This is a genomic window from Streptomyces sp. TAA204 (assembly GCF_000424965.1).
Genome location: NZ_AUKW01000001.1, coordinates 158,972 through 175,538 on the forward strand (window position 1 = coordinate 158,972; position 16,567 = coordinate 175,538).

14 protein-coding genes and 1 pseudogene are annotated in these 16,567 nt (G+C 72.2%); 2 read left to right on the top strand and 13 right to left on the bottom strand.

Translation table 11 applies throughout. The annotated features are described in order from the left end of the window. The first annotated feature begins 7 nt into the window (after positions 1–7). Positions 8–775, top strand: coding sequence for an SDR family oxidoreductase (locus tag H343_RS0100680; RefSeq protein ID WP_037901790.1), 768 nt, complete (start codon positions 8–10; stop codon positions 773–775). Between the two features lie 3 nt (positions 776–778). On the opposite strand, the gene H343_RS0100685 is transcribed toward H343_RS0100680, so the two are convergent. Beyond that, entirely contained in the window at positions 779–1,795 is a 1,017-nt protein-coding gene (locus H343_RS0100685; protein WP_028429566.1) for a response regulator transcription factor, read from the bottom strand. A gap of 246 nt (positions 1,796–2,041) precedes the next feature. Between H343_RS0100685 and H343_RS0100690 the strand changes: the two genes are divergently transcribed. After that, on the top strand, positions 2,042–2,479 hold the full coding sequence (locus tag H343_RS0100690) for a GNAT family N-acetyltransferase (RefSeq protein ID WP_028429567.1): 438 nt from the start codon (positions 2,042–2,044) through the stop codon (positions 2,477–2,479). On the opposite strand, the gene galK is transcribed toward H343_RS0100690, so the two are convergent. The 12 genes and pseudogenes from galK to H343_RS35425 form a co-directional block, all read right to left on the bottom strand. Then, positions 2,466–3,620, bottom strand: coding sequence for a galactokinase (galK, locus tag H343_RS0100695; RefSeq protein ID WP_028429568.1), 1,155 nt, complete (start codon positions 3,618–3,620; stop codon positions 2,466–2,468). The two genes, H343_RS0100690 and galK, sit on opposite strands and share 14 nt — an antisense overlap. Beyond that, positions 3,617–4,633 (bottom strand): UDP-glucose 4-epimerase GalE, encoded by a 1,017-nt coding sequence (gene galE / locus H343_RS0100700; RefSeq protein WP_028429569.1) that lies wholly within the window; start codon positions 4,631–4,633, stop codon positions 3,617–3,619. Before galE ends, galK begins: the two co-directional genes overlap by 4 nt. Further along, on the bottom strand, positions 4,599–5,780 hold the full coding sequence (gene galT, locus H343_RS28110; RefSeq protein WP_051264421.1) for a galactose-1-phosphate uridylyltransferase: 1,182 nt from the start codon (positions 5,778–5,780) through the stop codon (positions 4,599–4,601). The genes galE and galT overlap by 35 nt, the downstream gene beginning before the upstream one ends. A 284-nt stretch (positions 5,781–6,064) precedes the next feature. Then, complete coding sequence (locus tag H343_RS0100710) at positions 6,065–6,748, bottom strand: LuxR C-terminal-related transcriptional regulator (RefSeq protein ID WP_028429570.1); 684 nt, start codon at positions 6,746–6,748, stop codon at positions 6,065–6,067. 256 nt (positions 6,749–7,004) lie between these two features. Continuing rightward, positions 7,005–8,789, bottom strand: a complete 1,785-nt coding sequence (locus tag H343_RS0100715; RefSeq protein ID WP_028429571.1) for an outer membrane protein assembly factor BamB family protein — start codon at positions 8,787–8,789, stop codon at positions 7,005–7,007. 240 nt (positions 8,790–9,029) lie between these two features. After that, complete coding sequence (locus tag H343_RS0100720; protein ID WP_028429572.1) at positions 9,030–10,943, bottom strand: ABC-F family ATP-binding cassette domain-containing protein; 1,914 nt, start codon at positions 10,941–10,943, stop codon at positions 9,030–9,032. Between the two features lie 162 nt (positions 10,944–11,105). Further along, positions 11,106–11,681: a hypothetical protein gene (locus tag H343_RS0100725; protein WP_028429573.1), complete on the bottom strand. Its 576-nt coding sequence runs from the start codon at positions 11,679–11,681 to the stop codon at positions 11,106–11,108. Beyond that, on the bottom strand, positions 11,678–13,060 hold the full coding sequence (locus H343_RS0100730; RefSeq protein WP_028429574.1) for a hypothetical protein: 1,383 nt from the start codon (positions 13,058–13,060) through the stop codon (positions 11,678–11,680). Before H343_RS0100730 ends, H343_RS0100725 begins: the two co-directional genes overlap by 4 nt. Next, complete coding sequence (locus tag H343_RS0100735) at positions 13,057–13,869, bottom strand: ABC transporter ATP-binding protein (RefSeq protein ID WP_199778843.1); 813 nt, start codon at positions 13,867–13,869, stop codon at positions 13,057–13,059. Before H343_RS0100735 ends, H343_RS0100730 begins: the two co-directional genes overlap by 4 nt. 17 nt (positions 13,870–13,886) lie before the next feature. Further along, positions 13,887–14,717 (bottom strand): zf-HC2 domain-containing protein, encoded by an 831-nt coding sequence (locus H343_RS0100740; protein ID WP_028429576.1) that lies wholly within the window; start codon positions 14,715–14,717, stop codon positions 13,887–13,889. Next, the gene (locus H343_RS0100745) at positions 14,714–15,274 is read right to left on the bottom strand and encodes an RNA polymerase sigma factor (protein ID WP_028429577.1); all 561 of its coding nucleotides are present in this window, start codon (positions 15,272–15,274) and stop codon (positions 14,714–14,716) included. Before H343_RS0100745 ends, H343_RS0100740 begins: the two co-directional genes overlap by 4 nt. A gap of 591 nt (positions 15,275–15,865) precedes the next feature. Then, a pseudogene (locus tag H343_RS35425) lies at positions 15,866–16,362 on the bottom strand (YbaK/EbsC family protein). Between the last annotated feature and the right edge of the window lie 205 nt (positions 16,363–16,567).

Here is a 16,567-nt window from a genome sequence, read left to right on the forward strand (position 1 = left end):
CCGTTGCATGGGCGGACGTCATTCAGATCGCTTCGCGGGACGCACCGTCCTCGTCACCGGCGGTGGCTCGGGGATCGGCGCCGCCACCGCGCACAGGCTGGCCGATGAGGGTGCCGCCGTCGTCATCCTCGACAACGAGGAGGAGAGCGGCCACCGTACGGCCCGCCAGATCACCGCCTCCGGCGCCCGCGCCGCCTTCGTACTCGGCGACGTCACCGACGAGCCCGCCTGGAGAAGGGCGTTACGCACCGCCCACGACGGATTCGGTCCTCTCGACGGCCTGGTCAGCAACGCCGGGCTGATGCGGCCCGGCAGGGCCGACGCGCTCTCGCTCTCCGACTGGGAGGGGCAGTTGGGGGTGAACCTGACGGGCGCCTTCCTCGGCGTACGGGCCTGCCTGGAGGATCTGCGCGCACGGCGCGGCGCCATCGTGCTCACCTCGTCGGTGCAGGCGCTCGCGGGCCTGCCCGCCCGTCCCGCCTATGCGGCGGCCACGGCCGGGCTGACCGGTCTCGGCCGTCAACTCGCCGTCGACTACGGGCCGATGGTGCGCGTCAACAGTGTGCTGCCCGGCCCCGTCCTCACCCGTTCCCGGGAGGAGACCGACGAGGAGGAACTGCGGCGCACGGCCGCGCAGACCGTCGCGGGCCGCCACGGGCACCCGGACGAGGTGGCCGCCGTCATCGCCTTCCTGCTCTCCTGCGACGCCTCGTACGTCACGGGCGCGAGCCTCGTCGTCGACGGCGGCTGGAGCATCCGCGGGACCTCGGCCTGAGCCTCAGCGCGAGGAGCCGGCCTGGAGGTCGACTGGCCCCACCCCGGCCCGGCGGGCGAGGGCGACGGCGGCCAGCGTGGAGTGCACGCCGAGTTTGCCCAGCACGTTCTGCATGTGCGTACGCACGGTGTGCGGGGAGAGGTACAGCCGCTCGGCCACCGCCTTGCGTCCCAGCCCGGCGACCATGCAGCGCAGCACCTCACGCTCGCGCGGCGTCAGCGACGCCACCAGCTGCTCGCTCTCGGTACGGTGCTTGCGCGAGGCCGTCAGCTCCTTGAGCACACCGGTCAGCAGGGCGGGCGAGAGGTGCGTCTCGTCCTTGAGGACGCCACGGATGACCTGCAGCAGCCGGGAGAGCGAGCAGTCCTTGGCGATCCAGCCGCCCGCCCCCGCCTGGAGGGCCGCGGCCGCGTGCCGGGGGTCGTCTCGCTCGGCGAGCACCACCGTACGTACGGAGGGGTGTTCGCCACGCACACGGGCGACCAGCGGAAGGCCGCCCGGTCTCGCGGCGCCCGTACCCGCGGTACCCCCACCCGCGGCGCCCGTACCCGCGGTACCCGTACCCGCGGCGCCCCGGCCGCCTTCGGGCGCGGCCTCCCGCTCGACGACCGAGGTGAGTTGGCCGTTGCCGCCGTTGATTGCCGCCGCTGCCGCGGACCCGCGCGCGCCGTGGCTGCCGGGGCCCGACGGGCCGCCACCCGAAGAGTTCACACGGGACGGACCCGCGCTCGGAAGACCGGCGCCCGGAAGACCCGCCCCCGGCAGGCCGGCGCCCGAAGAACCCGCGCCCGCCGCCCCGTCGGCACCGGGAGAGGCCGCGACGGGCGCCGCGAGATCGGCGTCGACCAGGATGACGTCGAAGCGCCGGCCGTCCGCCGCCGCACGCTCCAGGCAGCGCAGCGCCGCGGGGGCGCTGCCCGCCGCGGTGACCTCGACGTCCTGCTCGGCCGCCAGCGCTGCGGCCAGGGACTCGGCGAAGATGCGGTGGTCGTCGACCACCAGCACCCGGATACGTTGCATGGCACCCCCTGGCAGTGCGGGTACGTCACCCGGTGCGGAGGAAGAGATGCGTGCGCCGCTCGGACACCGCCGCGCCTCTGCTGACCACCCGGCATCACTGCCCTGCGTGGCTTCCCGGCTGTCTCGACCCCCTGAACAGACACCGGCCCCCACCGGTGCGATACATACGACTCAGGGTAAGCCCGAGGTGTGGCGACGGAAACCGATTGGCCAAACTGCTTGCCGTGACGACCTGAAGTGAGGGGCATGTACCGGATCACGACAGAACCTGACCAGCGTCGGCGCGACACGGTCCACGAGCGGCTGCGGACCACCAACTCCCGCCGCTCGCCGGTGATGCGGGCGCTGCGCGGAAGCGCTGCGGATTCCGAAGTGCCCGTGCACGTCTACGCGCTGGAGGGGGAGGCTCTGCTCGGCGGCCTCGTCGGCCACGCGTGGGCGCACTGGCTGCACATCGATCTGCTGTGGGTCGAGGAGTCCCTGCGCGGGGGCGGCATCGGCTCCCGGCTGATGGCCGAGGCCGAGCGCCGGGCACGTGAGGTGCACGGCTGCCACGGCGTCCGTGTGGAGACCTTCGACTTCCAGGCCCCGGACTTCTACCGGAAGGCCGGCTACACCCTCGTCGGCACGGTCGAGGACTACCCTCCCGGCTGCACCGACCACCTGCTCGTCAAGCGGCTGTGACCTGCCGCGCGCCCTCACCGGGCACGGCCTCGAAGACGCGCGGAGCGCGGTGGCCGGCCACCGCGAAGACGTGCTCGACGGCCTTGCGGACGGCGTCGGCGGCCTCCGCCTCCACCAGCACGATCGCCGAGCCGCCGAATCCGCCGCCCGTCATCCGGGCCCCCAGGGCGCCCGCCTCGCAGGCAGCCTCGACGACGAGGTCGAGCTCGGCGCAGGAGACGGCGAAGTCGTCGCGCAACGAGGCGTGCCCCGCGGTCAGTACGGGACCGATGGCCTCCGTCCTGCCCGCGTCCAGCAACGCGATGGTCCGGGCGACCCGCTCGTTCTCGGTGACGACGTGCCGCACCAGCGGCCTCAGCCGCTCGTCCCCGATGCGCGCGAGGGCCGCGGGCAACTCCTCGTGGGCGACCTCGCGCAGCGTCCCCACACCCAGCGCCGCCGCACCCGCCTCGCAGCCCGCGCGGCGTTCGGCGTACGCGCCGTCGCCGAGAGCGTGCTTGACGCGGGTGTCGACGACCAGGAGCCGCAGCCCGCACGCCTCCAGGTCGAGGGGTACCTGCCGCTGGGTGAGGTCGCGGGTGTCGAGGTGGAGCGCGTGCCCGGCCGTGCAGCAGGCGGCGGCCATCTGGTCCATGATGCCGCAGGGCACACCGGCGAACTCGTTCTCCGCGCGCCGGCACAGCCGGGCCACCCGGGGCCCGGACAGGCCCAGTCCGTACAGGCCGCTCAGCGCGACCGCCGTGGCGACCTCCAGCGCGGCGGAGGAGGAGAGCCCCGCGCCGGTGGGCACGTCGGAGTCGAAGTGCAGATCCGCACCGCCCACCTGGAGCCCCGCCTCACGCAGCGCCCACGCCACGCCCGCCGGGTATGCGGCCCACCCGCCGCGGTCACCGGTCGCTCCCTGCGGTGTGAGCCCGTCGAGCCGCACCTCGGTGACGCCGCCCGGCGCCGCCGTCGAATGCAGCCGCAGCACGCCGTCCTCGCGTCGGGCGGCCTCCACCCGGCAGGTGTGGGGCAGGGCGAGGGGCAGGACGAAGCCGTCGTTGTAGTCGGTGTGTTCACCGATGAGGTTGACCCGGCCCGGCGCGGCCCACATCCCCTCGGGCTCACGCCCGTGGACCGCGCGGAATCCTTCGGTCATGCCGTGCCCGCCCGTTCGGCGTGCGCCTGCGTGAACTCCCATGCGTCCTGCACGATTTCGGCCAGGTCGGTACGGGTGGGGCGCCAGCCCAGCTCCTCCCGTGCGCGTGCCGCCGAGGCGACCAGTTCGGCCGGGTCGCCGTCGCGGCGGGGGGCGGCCACCTCGGGCACGGGGTGGCCCGTCACCTTCCGCACGGTCTCGATGACTTCGCGGACGGAGAAGCCGTTGCCGTTGCCCAGGTTGCAGATCATGTGCCCGTCGCCGGCGACCCTGCCCTCCCACATCGCGTCCATCGCGAGCAGGTGGGCCTCGGCGAGGTCGCTGACGTGGATGTAGTCGCGCACGCAGGTGCCGTCGGGCGTCGGGTAGTCCTCACCGTAGACGGAGATCGCCTCCCGGCGGCCCTGCGCGACCTGGAGGACGAGCGGGATGAGGTGCGACTCGGGGTCGTGCCGCTCGCCGTAGGGGCCCTGTGCGCCCGCGACGTTGAAGTAGCGCAGCGAGACGGCCCGCAGTCCGTGTGCACGGCACTCACCGCTGATCATGTGGTCGACGGCGAGTTTGGTGGCGCCGTAGGGATTGGTCGGCGCCTCGAGCGCCTCCTCCGGGATGGGCACGAGCCGGGGCTCGCCGTAGGTGGCCGCCGTCGAGGAGAAGACCAGCTTGCGTACGCCCGCCTCGCGCATCGCGGCGAGGAGTTCGATGCTTCCGCCGACGTTGTTGCGCCAGTACTTGCCGGGGTCGGCCACCGACTCGCCGACCTGCGAGGAGGCGGCGAAGTGCAGTACGCCGTCGTAGGTGCCGTCCAGCCGGCGGGCGGCGTCCTGGACGCGGCCCTCGATGAAGTCCGCGCCCTCGGGTACCGCGTCGCGGAAGCCGGTGCTCAGGTCGTCGAGCACCGTGACCGTGTGCCCCGACTCGAGCAGGCGGGCGGCGACCACACTGCCGACGTAACCCGCCCCGCCCGTCACCAGATACTTACGCGGGGGGACGGGGCCCGCCCCCGGGGAGATCGCTGTCACTGGCTACCTCTCGCAGTCGCTCGGCCGCGCTCTCGGGCGGCACATCGTTGATGAACACATTCATCCCTGACTCGGAACCCGCGAGGAACTTCAGTTTGCCGGAAGTCCGGCGGATGGTGAAAAGCTCGAGGTGCAGCGCGAAGTCCTCACGGGTGACGCCGGCCGCCGCGCCCGTCCCGCCGTCCCGGTCCCGCCCACGGCCGGCGGTGAACGGCGCCTGGTGCCAGGCCGATATGTAGGGCGTCGGCGGCTCGTCAGGGCCGAAGAGACGGTCGAAGCGGCGCAGCACCTCCAGATGGACGGCCGGGAACTCGGCACGCGCCTCCTCGCCAAGCGCGAGCAGGTCCGGCACCCGCTGCTTGGGGTAGAGGTGCACCTCGTACGGCCAGCGGGCGGCGTGCGGTACGAAGGCGACCCAGTGACCGGTCTCGCACACCACGCGGCGTGCGTCGGCGAGCTCGGCGGCGACGACGTCGTCGAAGAGGTTGCGTCCGCCGGTGCGCGCGGCGTGACCGGCGAGGGAGTCCAGCATGCGCGCGGTACGGGGGGTGGTGAAGGGATAGGCGTAGATCTGGCCGTGCGGGTGCTGGAGGGTGACGCCGATCTCCTCACCGCGGTTCTCGAAGCAGAAGACCTGCTCGACGCCGGGCAGTTGGGACAGTTCGGCGGTGCGGTCCGTCCATGCGTCGAGTACGAGCCGGGCCTGGTCCCGCGTGAGGGAGGCGAAGGAGGCGTGGTGGTCGGGGGTGAAGCAGACGACTTCGCAGCGTCCGGCGCCGGGCCGGTGCGTGAAGAGGCCGTGCCGGCCGTCGGCCGCTTCGGGACCGGGACCGCCGGTGAAGGAGGGGAAGCGGTTCTCGAAGACGACGACGTCGTAGTCCTCTTCGGGGATCTCGCTGAGGCGTCCGTCCCGGCTCGGGCAGAGCGGGCACGCGTCGGCCGGCGGATGGTAGGTGCGGCCCTGCCGGTGCGCGGTGACCGCCGTCCACTCCGACAGCAGCGGGTCGTAGCGGATCTGGGAGGCGCTCGCCGTCTGCGCGGACGGACGCTCGTCGGCCGCGGCGCGCACGGCGTCGTCACGCGAGTCGTAGTAGATGATCTCGCGGCCGTCGGCGAGCCGGTTCGAGGTCTTCTTCAACGGTGTTCCTTCCCAGCTTTCAGACCTCAACATAATCGCACACAAGGCACCACGGCCCAACAGGCGTTCCCACTCCCAGCTGTTGACCGGGCCACAGGCTACACAGGTAAATAACCGAACTAAGAGAACAAATCAGACCTTGACAGCAGAGACAGCCGCCGTGGGGAAGCGACGCGGGGAGAAACCGCACACCGAAGGCGGGAGCGGAGCAGGAACCGGAGCGTGAGCCGGAACGTGAGACACCGCCCGGACCGCAGCCGGTCACCGGAACCGTGGAGGGAGCGTCACTCCCGGGCGGCACCGGGCCGGGGCGCCCTCTCCAGCAGCCCCGTGCGGGCCGCCAGGGCGGCGGCCTCCAGCCGGGAACCGACGCCCAGCTTCATCAGCACCCGCTGCACATGCGTACGGGCGGTGCTCGGCGCTATGCGCATCCCCGCCGCGATCAGCCGCGTGTCCTCACCCTCCGCGACACGCATCAGCACCTCCACCTCGCGGGGCGTGAGCAGTTGGAGCAACCGTGCGCCCTCGTCGTCGGGTTCGGCCACGGGGTTGAGCAGTTCGGCGAAGGAGTCCCGAAGGAGCTGCGGCGCCACGGCCACGTCCCCCGCCCGCGCCTTCATCATGGCGCGCTCGACGCCCTCGATCCGCTCGTCGTGCCGTACGTAGCCGGACGCGCCGGCGGCGAACGCGGCGGCGATGCCGCGGGGACTGGGCACGGGCCCCAGCACGACGACCGCTATCTGCGGCTTCTCCCGCTTGATCCGCAGGACCGGGTCGAAGACGCCCTCCTCGGCGGGAGAGGCCGTTCCCAGCAGACACACCTCGGGCGCCCGGCTCAGCACCAGATCCGCCGCCCCCGCGCTGGGAGCGGCCGCGGCGAGCACCCGGTGACCGCGAAGCTTCAACGCCGAGGCAAGAGCCTCGGCGAGCAGCCGGTGTTCGTCCACGACCATGAGCCGGACGCTCATGCGCAACAACCCCCCACGCCGCCGTGGGAGCCCCGCCCTCCCCCGCTCGGGCCCCGGGTGGCCGCGGGGAACCCCGAACCGGGCACAGCCCCTCCTCCTGTGCTCCCGGAAAGCTACACGCTCCTCCGCCGTTCCGCGCCACTTCGGTGAGAGAAGCGCGCAGGAACGGCGGAGGAGACGTGATCGGGCCGGACCCGGCCGGTCTCAGGAACCGTCCGCTTCCGCCCTCGTGCGGTCGGGCGTCACCGGCGTACGGTCACTGGGCTCCGAAGCCGATGCCGATGTACTTGCCGTAGCTGTCGGCGCTGTCCTTCGAGACCAGCGAACGCTGCAGGAACAGCCGCCCGTTGACGTACAGGGGCGTCTCGCGCAGCGAGATGCTGGCGAAGTTGTTCTCCACCCGTGCGCTGTCGTCCGGGTTGCGCAGGTAGACCTCCTGCTTGCCCTTCGCCGCCGGGTCGACGGCGACGACCTGGCCGCCCGCGGCGTAGGTCGGCTTCTTGTAGGCGATGAGCTTCGCGCCGTCCATCCGGAGGGGGATGATGTTGCGGCCCTCGCCGGCGTCCGACTTCCACTTGGCCTTGCCGGTGTTGATGTCGAAGGCCATGATCTCGTTCGTGGACGTGGTCTGGCCCTGGTGCGTCCCGGAGGGCATGTAGACGTACTTCTTGTCGGCGACCGCGGTGGCGCAGGAGTCGACCTCGGTGCTGCACCCGGGCTGGTACTTGTGGTCGCCCAGGGAGATCTTGGCCTTGAGCTCGCCGTCCTCCCCGACCGTCATCACGTCGGTGGCGACGCTGGTGCCGGCTCCGACCGCCAGGACGACGGGATCGGAGGAGATCACCTTGGCGCTCTCCACGCCGCTGGGCGCCTCGAACTCCCACTTGGACTTGCCCGTCTCGGGGTCGATCTTCTGGACCTTCACGGTCGGGTCGCTGTAGCTGCCGCACTTGACGACCGCCATCAGGTCCTTGCCTCCCGCGAATCCCTCGTCACGGCAGTCGCCGTTGGACTGGGACTTCCACAGCGGGGAGCCGCCGGACATCTTGTACGCGACCGAGCCGCCGATCCACTTGGCCGCCACGACCTCCTGGCTGATGGTCATGTTGATGCCGAGAGTCGATGCCCGCTCGCTGTTGGGCATCTTCTCCTGCCAGTCCTTCTTGCCGGACTTCAGGTCGATGACCGCCATCTGGTTGCAGGCCGCCCCCGAGGACTTGGTCTCGGCCGTGATCACCGCCGTCTTGCCGGACTCGGTGGATTCCTTGGAGGCGGCGCAGATCTCGCCGTCGAGCTTGAGCCGCCACTCCTCCTCGCCGCTGGCCGCGTTCATGGCGACTATCTCGTCGATCGCGCCCTTGGCGAAGATCTCGTCGGTGGCCCAGGCACCCGCGGCGCTCTTGGAGCGCTCGCCGGTGATCTTCGGAGACTCGATCTTGAAAAGTTCCTTGGCGTCGGCGCTGGCCGGCTTGTCACCGCCGCCGCCGTTCTGCGAGGACTTCTTGTCGCGCTTCGCGACGTTCCCGCCGTCGTCGTCATTGATCAGGAAGAAGCCGACGGTCCCGATGACCAGCACCACGGCGACCGCCGCGGCGATGATGGCGATCACCTTGCCGTTGCCGTTGCCGTTGCCGCCGCCCGGAGTGCCCGGACCTCCGGGGCCCCAGCCGCCGGGGGCCGTGGGGTACATGCCCGGTCCCTGGCCGTAGGGCTGCTGGCCCGGCTGCTGCGGATAGCCGTACGCGCCGGGCGGAGGCTGCTGCGGATAGCCGTAGCCGCCCTGCGGCGCACCGGGCGGAGGCTGCTGCGGGAATCCGTAACCACCCTGCGGGGGCTGCTGCGGGTAGCCGTAGCCGCCCTGCGGCGGCTGCGGCGGCTGACCGGGCGGCACAGGCGCCTGCTCGCCGGAGGAGTCCTTCTTCAGGCTGGGCGAGTCCTGCGACCCCGGTGCCGGGGATTCGCCGGCGTCTTCCGGCTGTCTGCCCGGGGAGTCCCCGCTGGGCGGCTGGTTGGGCGGTTCTGGCGGAGGCGGCTGCGACATGTCGGTTCCCTCGTTATGATCAGACCGGACGTCCGCCCCTCAAACCCCCGCAGGGCGGAGCGAATCGGACATCAGGCCCGCCTTCGGCTGGCTGGTACGCGGAAGTTCAGTTCTTTCTATCACCGGACACCACGAACCGCCGGTCCGGTTCCCTGCCGGAAAATCGGACGAGACGGGCTCGAGACGGAGCCGTTGCCACGCCGTTGCCCGGGGCAGTGGCGCCGCCGCGCGCCCGTGCCGTCACTGCCCCTCGGCCAGCTCCAGCCACCGCGACTCCAACCCCTCGCGCTGCGAGGCGAGTTCACGCAGTTCGGTGTCGAGGTCCGCCACGCGGGCGAAGTCCGTGGCGTGCTCGGCCATCGCGGAGTGCAGGGCGGACTGCTTCTCCTCGATGCGGTCGAGTTGGCGCTCGATGCGCTGCATCTCCTTCTGCTCGGTCCGCGCCTGCGCGGCGGACTTCGCGGGAGCGGACGCCGCGGAGGACGTACCGGAGGAGGAGGCGGGCGGCGCGGAGGAGGCCGGCGAAGCAGAGGAAGCGGACGGCGAGGCGGCGGAGGAGGCGCGTCCGGAGGGCGTGCCGTTCGTACCCGGCGCCGACTCGCGCTGCCGCGCGCGCCGCTCCAGGTACTCGTCGATGCCGCGCGGCAGCATCCGCAGGGTGCCGTCGCCGAGCAGCGCGAACACCCGGTCCGTGGTGCGCTCGACGAAGAAGCGGTCGTGGGAGATGACGACGAGCGAGCCCGGCCACCCGTCCAGCAGGTCCTCCAACTGTGTGAGCGTCTCGATGTCGAGGTCGTTGGTCGGTTCGTCCAGGAAGAGCACGTTCGGCTCGTCCATCAGCAGACGCAGGATCTGCAGACGCCGCCGCTCGCCCCCGGAGAGGTCGCCGACGGGCGTCCACTGCTTCTCCTTCACGAAGCCGAAGCGCTCGCACAGTTGCGAGGCGGTCATCTCCCTGCCCTTGCCGAGGTCCACCCGGCCGCGCACGCGCTCCACGGCTTCCAGCACCCGCAGGCCCGGGTCCAACTCGGCGACCTCCTGCGAGAGATACGCCAGCTTCACCGTCCGGCCCGTCTTGACACGGCCGGCCGTCACCAGCTCCGACTGCCCCTCGTCGCCCTCGCGGGCAGCCCGGGCGGCGACCTCCATGGCCCGCAGCAGCGACGTCTTGCCCGCACCGTTCACACCGACGAGAGCGACCCGCTCACCCGGGCCGAGCTGCCAGGTCAGATGCTTCAGCAGCACCTTGTGCCCGGCCTGCAGCGAGACGTCCTCCAGGTCGAAGACGGTCTTGCCCAGACGTGAGTTGGCGAAGCGCATCAGCTCCGCGCTGTCGCGGGGCGGCGGTTCGCCGGCGATGAGGGCGTTGGCCGCCTCGATACGGAAACGCGGCTTGCTGGTGCGGGCGGGGGCGCCGCGGCGCAGCCAGGCCAGCTCCTTGCGCATCAGGTTCTGCCGCTTGCTCTCCTCCTGTGCGGCGATGCGCTCGCGCTCCGCGCGCGCGAAGACGTAGTCGGAGTAGCCGCCTTCGTACTCGTGCACGGCGCCGCGCTGCACGTCCCACATGCGTGTGCACACCTGGTCGAGGAACCAGCGGTCGTGCGTCACGCAGACGAGCGAGGAACGCCGCGCGCGAAGGTGCTGGGCGAGCCAGGCGATGCCCTCGACGTCGAGGTGGTTGGTGGGCTCGTCGAGGACGATCAGGTCCTGCTCGGCGATGAGGAGCTGTGCCAGAGCGATCCGGCGCCGCTCGCCGCCGGAGAGCGGGCCGATGACGGTGTCGAGGCCGTGCGCGAAGCCGGGCAGGTCCAGGCCGCCGAACAGGCCGGTCAGCACGTCGCGGACCCCGGCGTCCCCCGCCCACTCGTGGTCGGCCATGTCACCGACCACCTCGTGCCGTACGGTCGCGGCCGGGTCGAGCGAGTCGTGCTGGGTGAGCACGCCGAGCCGCAGGCCGCCGGAGTGCGTGACACGGCCCGAGTCGGCGGGCTCCAGCTTGGACAGCATGCGGATCAGGGTCGTCTTGCCGTCCCCGTTGCGCCCGACGACGCCGATGCGGTCGCCCTCGCTCACGCCGAGCGAAACGCCGTCCAGCAGCGCCCGGGTGCCGTAGACCTTGCCCACGGCTTCCAGATTCACGAGGTTGACAGCCATCTCTCTCCTGTTTGCGCACACGCCGAGCGGGTCAGCCCTCCAGGGTACTGACGTGCTTCCGGCGCAGAAGTCCCGCCTTCGGGTGGAGGGCGAAAGCGGGGTGCGCCCTGGCCACACGTGAGCGCCGGAGCGGCCGCCCGGCGCTCACGGTCCGTCAGGCGGCTACCTCCTCGGGCCCGCGAAGGCGTAGACCGCCGTGCCGCCGACCGCCAGCACCAGCGCGGTCCAGGTCCCGGCGGCGGTGCCGGGCGGCAGCAGCATCCAGGTCGCGACCTGCATGTGCAGGTCCTCGGACAGCGGTGTGAACAAGGTGAACGCCAGCCACGCGAGCGGCAGGGTCCACGCGTTCTGCGCCCCGAACACCACCGCCCCGAGCGCGACGAGTCCCATCAGCCCCGCGGTGTCCCGCAGGACGAACCCGGTGGTGGCCAGCTCCTCGCCCACGGTCTGGACCGCCAGCAGCGCCCCGCCCGCTGCCGCCCCGATGAGCAGGACGTGCAGCGCCCTGCGCGGCACCCAGCGGATCGCGGCCGTACGGTCCAGCGCGAGGTCCTGCCCGGCGAGGCCGATCGAGCCCGCGGTCGTACCCGCGGCGAGGACCAGCGCCGTCAGCCGCGGATCCGCGGGCCCCTCCTTGCCGTCCTGGCAGAACGCCCACACCGCGAAGGTGCTGATCAGCACCGCGGCGAGCGAGGCGGGCACCTGCCGTGAGCGGGCGTAGAGGCTCGTCCATCTCACTTGGTTCCACCGCCGGTCAGCGCTGCGAGGGGGTCGTTGTCGCAGGCGAGCGAGGAGGCGCGCATCGCGTCGATGCGGGAGCGCTGTTCGGCCTGCGGCAGCGCCTTGAGCTTCTTCCACGCGGGACGGGCGTCCTTCATCGGGTCCTCAACGGCCCACGTCGTCTCGATCGGCCTGAGGTCTCCGAGGACCCAGCCCGCGGCGACGGTCTGCGCAGCGAGCTCCGTCGAGGTGTTGCCCTCGGCCCAGCTGCGGGCGTAGCAGTTCGGGGCCGCGCCCATGCCCACCAGCACCCGGGTCAGCTCCTCATCGCCCTTCGCCTCGATGAGCACCTGGTCGTCGAAGTCGACCGTCACGTGCTTGCGGGACCGCTCCATGTGGTCCATGGGTGAGCGCAGAGCGGTGGTCTCACGGACCGCGGTCGGCGCATCGGCGCCCATGGCCCTGTGCAGCATCCGCAGGGCCTTCTTCCCCGGGCCCGCGAGACGGGGGAGTTCTCCCTGGTGTGCCTTGGCCACGCACACCGGGCCGTCGCACACTTTCGCCGCGGCGTCCTCGGCCACGACGTACGTCTGCTTCGGGGAGGAGGGGAGTATGAGCAGCGCGACGACCGCGCCCGACAGCAGGGGCGTCACGGCGAGCGCCTTGGCCCGCCGGGTTCCGGCGACCAGCAGCGCGAAGCCGGTCGCGGCCATGCCGAGCAGCCACACCGTCTGGCCGATGTGCACGGAGGCCGACAGCGTGAGCAGCACCTCGGTCACCTCCTCCACCGCCGGCGAGAGCAGCACGAGCGGAGTGGCCATCGAGGGGGACGAGGGCACGCCGCCGTCCAGCGTCATCCGCAGGAGCGTCGTGACGAAGAGGGCCGCGACGGCCAGCACGGGCGGGGTGAGCGCGGACGGCAGGGCACGCCCTACGCCCATGCCCAGCACGGCGCCCGCGACGAGGGCCAGCGCCGCGACCAGCGAGATCGGCAGCCAGCCGAGGTGCGTGTACTCGGCGTTGCCCAGCACCTGGACCGCGCCCACGAGCACGAAGAGCCAGAAGCCCGTGCCCAGCGTGAGCGCGGTGGTGCCCGACAGCATGGCGGCACGGTGCCAGGCGGGCCGAGGCGTGCTCGTCAGCAGCTCGGGCACCTTGGAGCGGTGGTCACGCAGCCCTTGCAGCGCGCCCAGCCCCACGGCGACCGGCCACAGGAAGACCAGCAGGCCCCGGGTCCACAACGCCAGGGAGGTCCACTGGACCGTCCACTGCGAGGTGCCCTTCCACCAGGGGCCGTCCAGCGCGTAGAAGAACCCCACCCCGGCCAGCAGGATCACGGCTCCGGCCCAGGGGGCGACAGACCGCTTCAACTCGGTACGCAGAACTCGGGTGTTCACCAGGTCCCCTTTCCCTGCCCGGGGTCGAGCAGCAGCGCCGAGTAGCCGCGCTCCAGCGGACTGTCGCCCACGTGCTCGGGGCCGCCGGCCGCGGCCAGGTCGTCCGGGGTGCCCTGGAAACGCAGGCGTCCCTCGGCGAAGAGCACGACATCGGTGCAGGCGGCGGCGACGTCCTCGACCAGGTGCGTCGAGACGATGACGCAGGTGTCCTTGCCCAGTTCCTGGATCAGTTCGCGGAAGCGGAGCCGCTGCGCCGGGTCCAGTCCGACGGTCGGCTCGTCCAGCAGCAGGATCGCCGGGTCGTTGACGATGGCCTGGGCGATGCCGACGCGCCGCACCATGCCGCCCGAGAGGGTCTTCATGCGGGAGTCGGCACGGTCGGCCAGGCCCACGCGTTCCACGGCACGCTGGACCGCCGCGGGGATGGACTGGTTCGGCACCTCCTTCAGCCACGCCATGTACTCGACGAACTCACGAACCGTGAAGCGTTTGTAGTAGCCGAACTCCTGCGGCAGGTAGCCGATGCGGCGCCGCAGCGCACGGTGCTGTTCGCCCATGCCGCCCGCGGGCTCCCCCAGCAGCCGCAGGGTGCCCTCCGTCGGGCGCACCACCGTGGCCAGGGCCCGTATGAGAGTCGTCTTGCCTGCACCGTTGGGGCCGAGCAGGCCGTGTACTCCGGTGCCGAGCGACAGGTCGAGCCCGTCGACGGCCGTTCGATTCGCGCCGGCCCTGACCTTCAGCCCCGTCGCCTGCACCTCCCAGGCGTAGGTCTTCGGTGCGATGTCGGCCGCGCTCACCGCGCGCATCATGGGTGTCCTCTCGTGTGTCAGTTTTCGGTTTCAAGCACGGAGTAGGCGCCCCTGCGTACGACCACTACGGCGACGCCGAGCGCGAAGATCACCCCCCAGACGGGCAGGCCCTCGGGTTGAAGGGCGAAAGCGGTCTCGCCCTGGGCGAAGGTCAGGGCCGGTGCCACGACCACCGCGCCCCACACGGCCACGAGCACGAGGCACGCGCGGGTCACGCCGACGACGGTGCCGAGGGCCAGGGCCGCCGAGGTGAAGGCGAGACAGGGCAGCAGCGAGCGCCCGGCCGTCACCCCGGTCGCCGACTCGGCCACCAGCAGCGGAGGCAGGACCACGGCGAGTACGGCCGTGGTGCGCCACAGCACCAGATACAGCCCGGCTCTCGGCGAGGAGGCCGCCAGCTCGTACGCCGGGTCCAGGCCGCGCGACCAGGAAGCGGCCACCCCGCAGACGGGCAGCAGCGGTGCCAGCAGCAGCACCAGCGGCTCGTCACCGCCGCCCGGCCGGAGCCCGGCGACGTCCAGCAGCACCGCGATCAGCGTCACACTCACCGCCATGGCCAGCCACGGCACCATCACCGGTGTCATCCATGCCGACACACCTGCCGCCCGGTGGCTCCTGGCCGGAGCCGGCTCGGTCGCGGCCAGCTGGGGCTCCAGGTCGGCCCACACCGCGTCGACGAGCGACTCGACCGCGGGCGCCCCCGTGGTCACGGCGTGCGCGAGCCTTTCGCGGCACGTCCCGCAGGCCTCCAAGTGGGCCTCGAGAGCCCACACTTCGTCGGCGGCGATTGCGGAGTCGCCGCGCGCGTAGGCGTCGATGATCACTTCCGACGCATGTTCCACGCTCATGTCAGCGCCTCCCGCATCGCGATTCGGGCCCTGCGGGCGCGGGTCTTGACCGTGCCCTCGGGCAGTCCCAGGAGGACGGCGGTCTCCCGTACGGACAGCCCGTCGAGCACCATGGCCTGCAATACCTGCCTGAGTTCCGGTGCGATGCGCCGCAACGCGTCCCCTACGTCACCGCCGACGGTCTCCGCCAGCGCCTCCTCCTCGGCGGCGGGCGCGACGGTCTGTCCGGCGGCCGCGGGCGGCGGCTGCGCGTGGTGGGCACGGCGGCGGAAGGCGTCGACGAGGCGGCGTGCCGCGATCGTCCACAGCCAGCCGACGGCGGTGCCGCCCACGGCGCTTCCGGCGAACGCGCCCGCCGCACGCCACACCGCCAGATACGTCTCCTGCATGACCTCGGCGACGATCTGCTCGTCCGTGCACCGGCGGCGCAGCCGCACCGCCAGCCACGGCGCAGTGCGCCTGTACAGCTCCTCGAACGCGGCGCGGTCGCCCTTGGACACCAGGCGGACGAGGCGCTCCTCGTCCTGCTCCCGCGGCTTTGCCCTGACTGATCTCACACGTGCTAGACGCGGCGGCCGCGCCCCGGGTTTTCGATTCCGTGTGACCTGGGTCACTCTTGGGGGTGCGGGGCGGTACGGCGTCGGCGTCCGGCCTTATGGGGTGTCAGCAGTCCGTGGCTCGGCGCCGAACGGGCGTCGGCCGGGGAGGCTCAGGTCGGCCGTGGCGGTCGCGGCGCGAGGCGAGCCTGGAAAACGGGACCGGGGCACGGCCGGGTCCCGAACTGCGGTTCCCGCGGCGGCGGTTGACACGGCAGCCGCCGGAGGATCAGCTCTCCGTGCGGTACATCAGATCCCTCTCGTACATCGTGAACCCGAGCCGCTCGTAGACGCTCACGGCCGTGGCTTCGTTCACTTCTGGCGACAGCGCTCGTGCATGGGTTGCGGCGGCAGGCCCGTGCGCGGGTGCTGGCGAGGCGGTAGGAGTCGGCCCCGGTCTCGATGATGGTGCCGTTGAAGGTGAGGCGGTCGACGATGGCCGCGCAGAGGCGGGGACCGGTGAAGGAACGGGGCGTGCGGAAGGCGAACCACCGGTCCGTCTCCTCCACGTTCACCGGCGGGCGACCAGGACGGCCGCGACGACCAGCGGCGTCACGGCACCTCTGCGGAGTGCTCGCGCACGTCCGCCAGCGCCCCCGGGCGTGGACGAGGAGCGTCTCGGGGGCGACGGCGAAGACCGTGTGCGGCGTGCCCGCCGCGGCCCACACCAGCTCATGGCGGAGCAGGCCGCGGTCGGCGAGGACGCGCATCTCGGTGGCGTGGCCGAAGGGCGGCACGCCCCCGATCGCGTACCCCGTCGCCCGGCGCACCAGGTCCGCGTCCGCCCGCCGTACCTTCTGCGCGCCCAACTCCTCCCGCACCAGAGCGACGTCGACGCGCGAGGCGCCGTCCATCAGGACCAGTACGGGCTCGCCGTCGGCCTCGAAGACCAGGGACTTCACGATCTGGCTCAGCTCGCAGCCGACCGCCTCGGCAGCCTGCGCGGCGGTGCGCGTGGCGTCGGGGAAGGCGCGGATCTCCACATCGCCGACGCGGAGGGCGGACAGGGCGGCCGCGAAGCGGGGATGGGCTGATGGCGCCTGGCTCATGGCGCCGACGCTACCCGCTGCGGCAACGGGCACGCGACACGGTTTCACACGCAGCGCGGCGGGGGCGCAACGCACCGGGAGCGGCGCCCCCTTGAGGGGCACCGCTCCCGGTGCGTCCTGATGTGCGCGTCAGGGCACCCGCACATGGGCGTTCCGCCTGTGCGCCTTCGCCCGTGCCCGGGCAGGCCCGTGGCGCGGAGGCCGC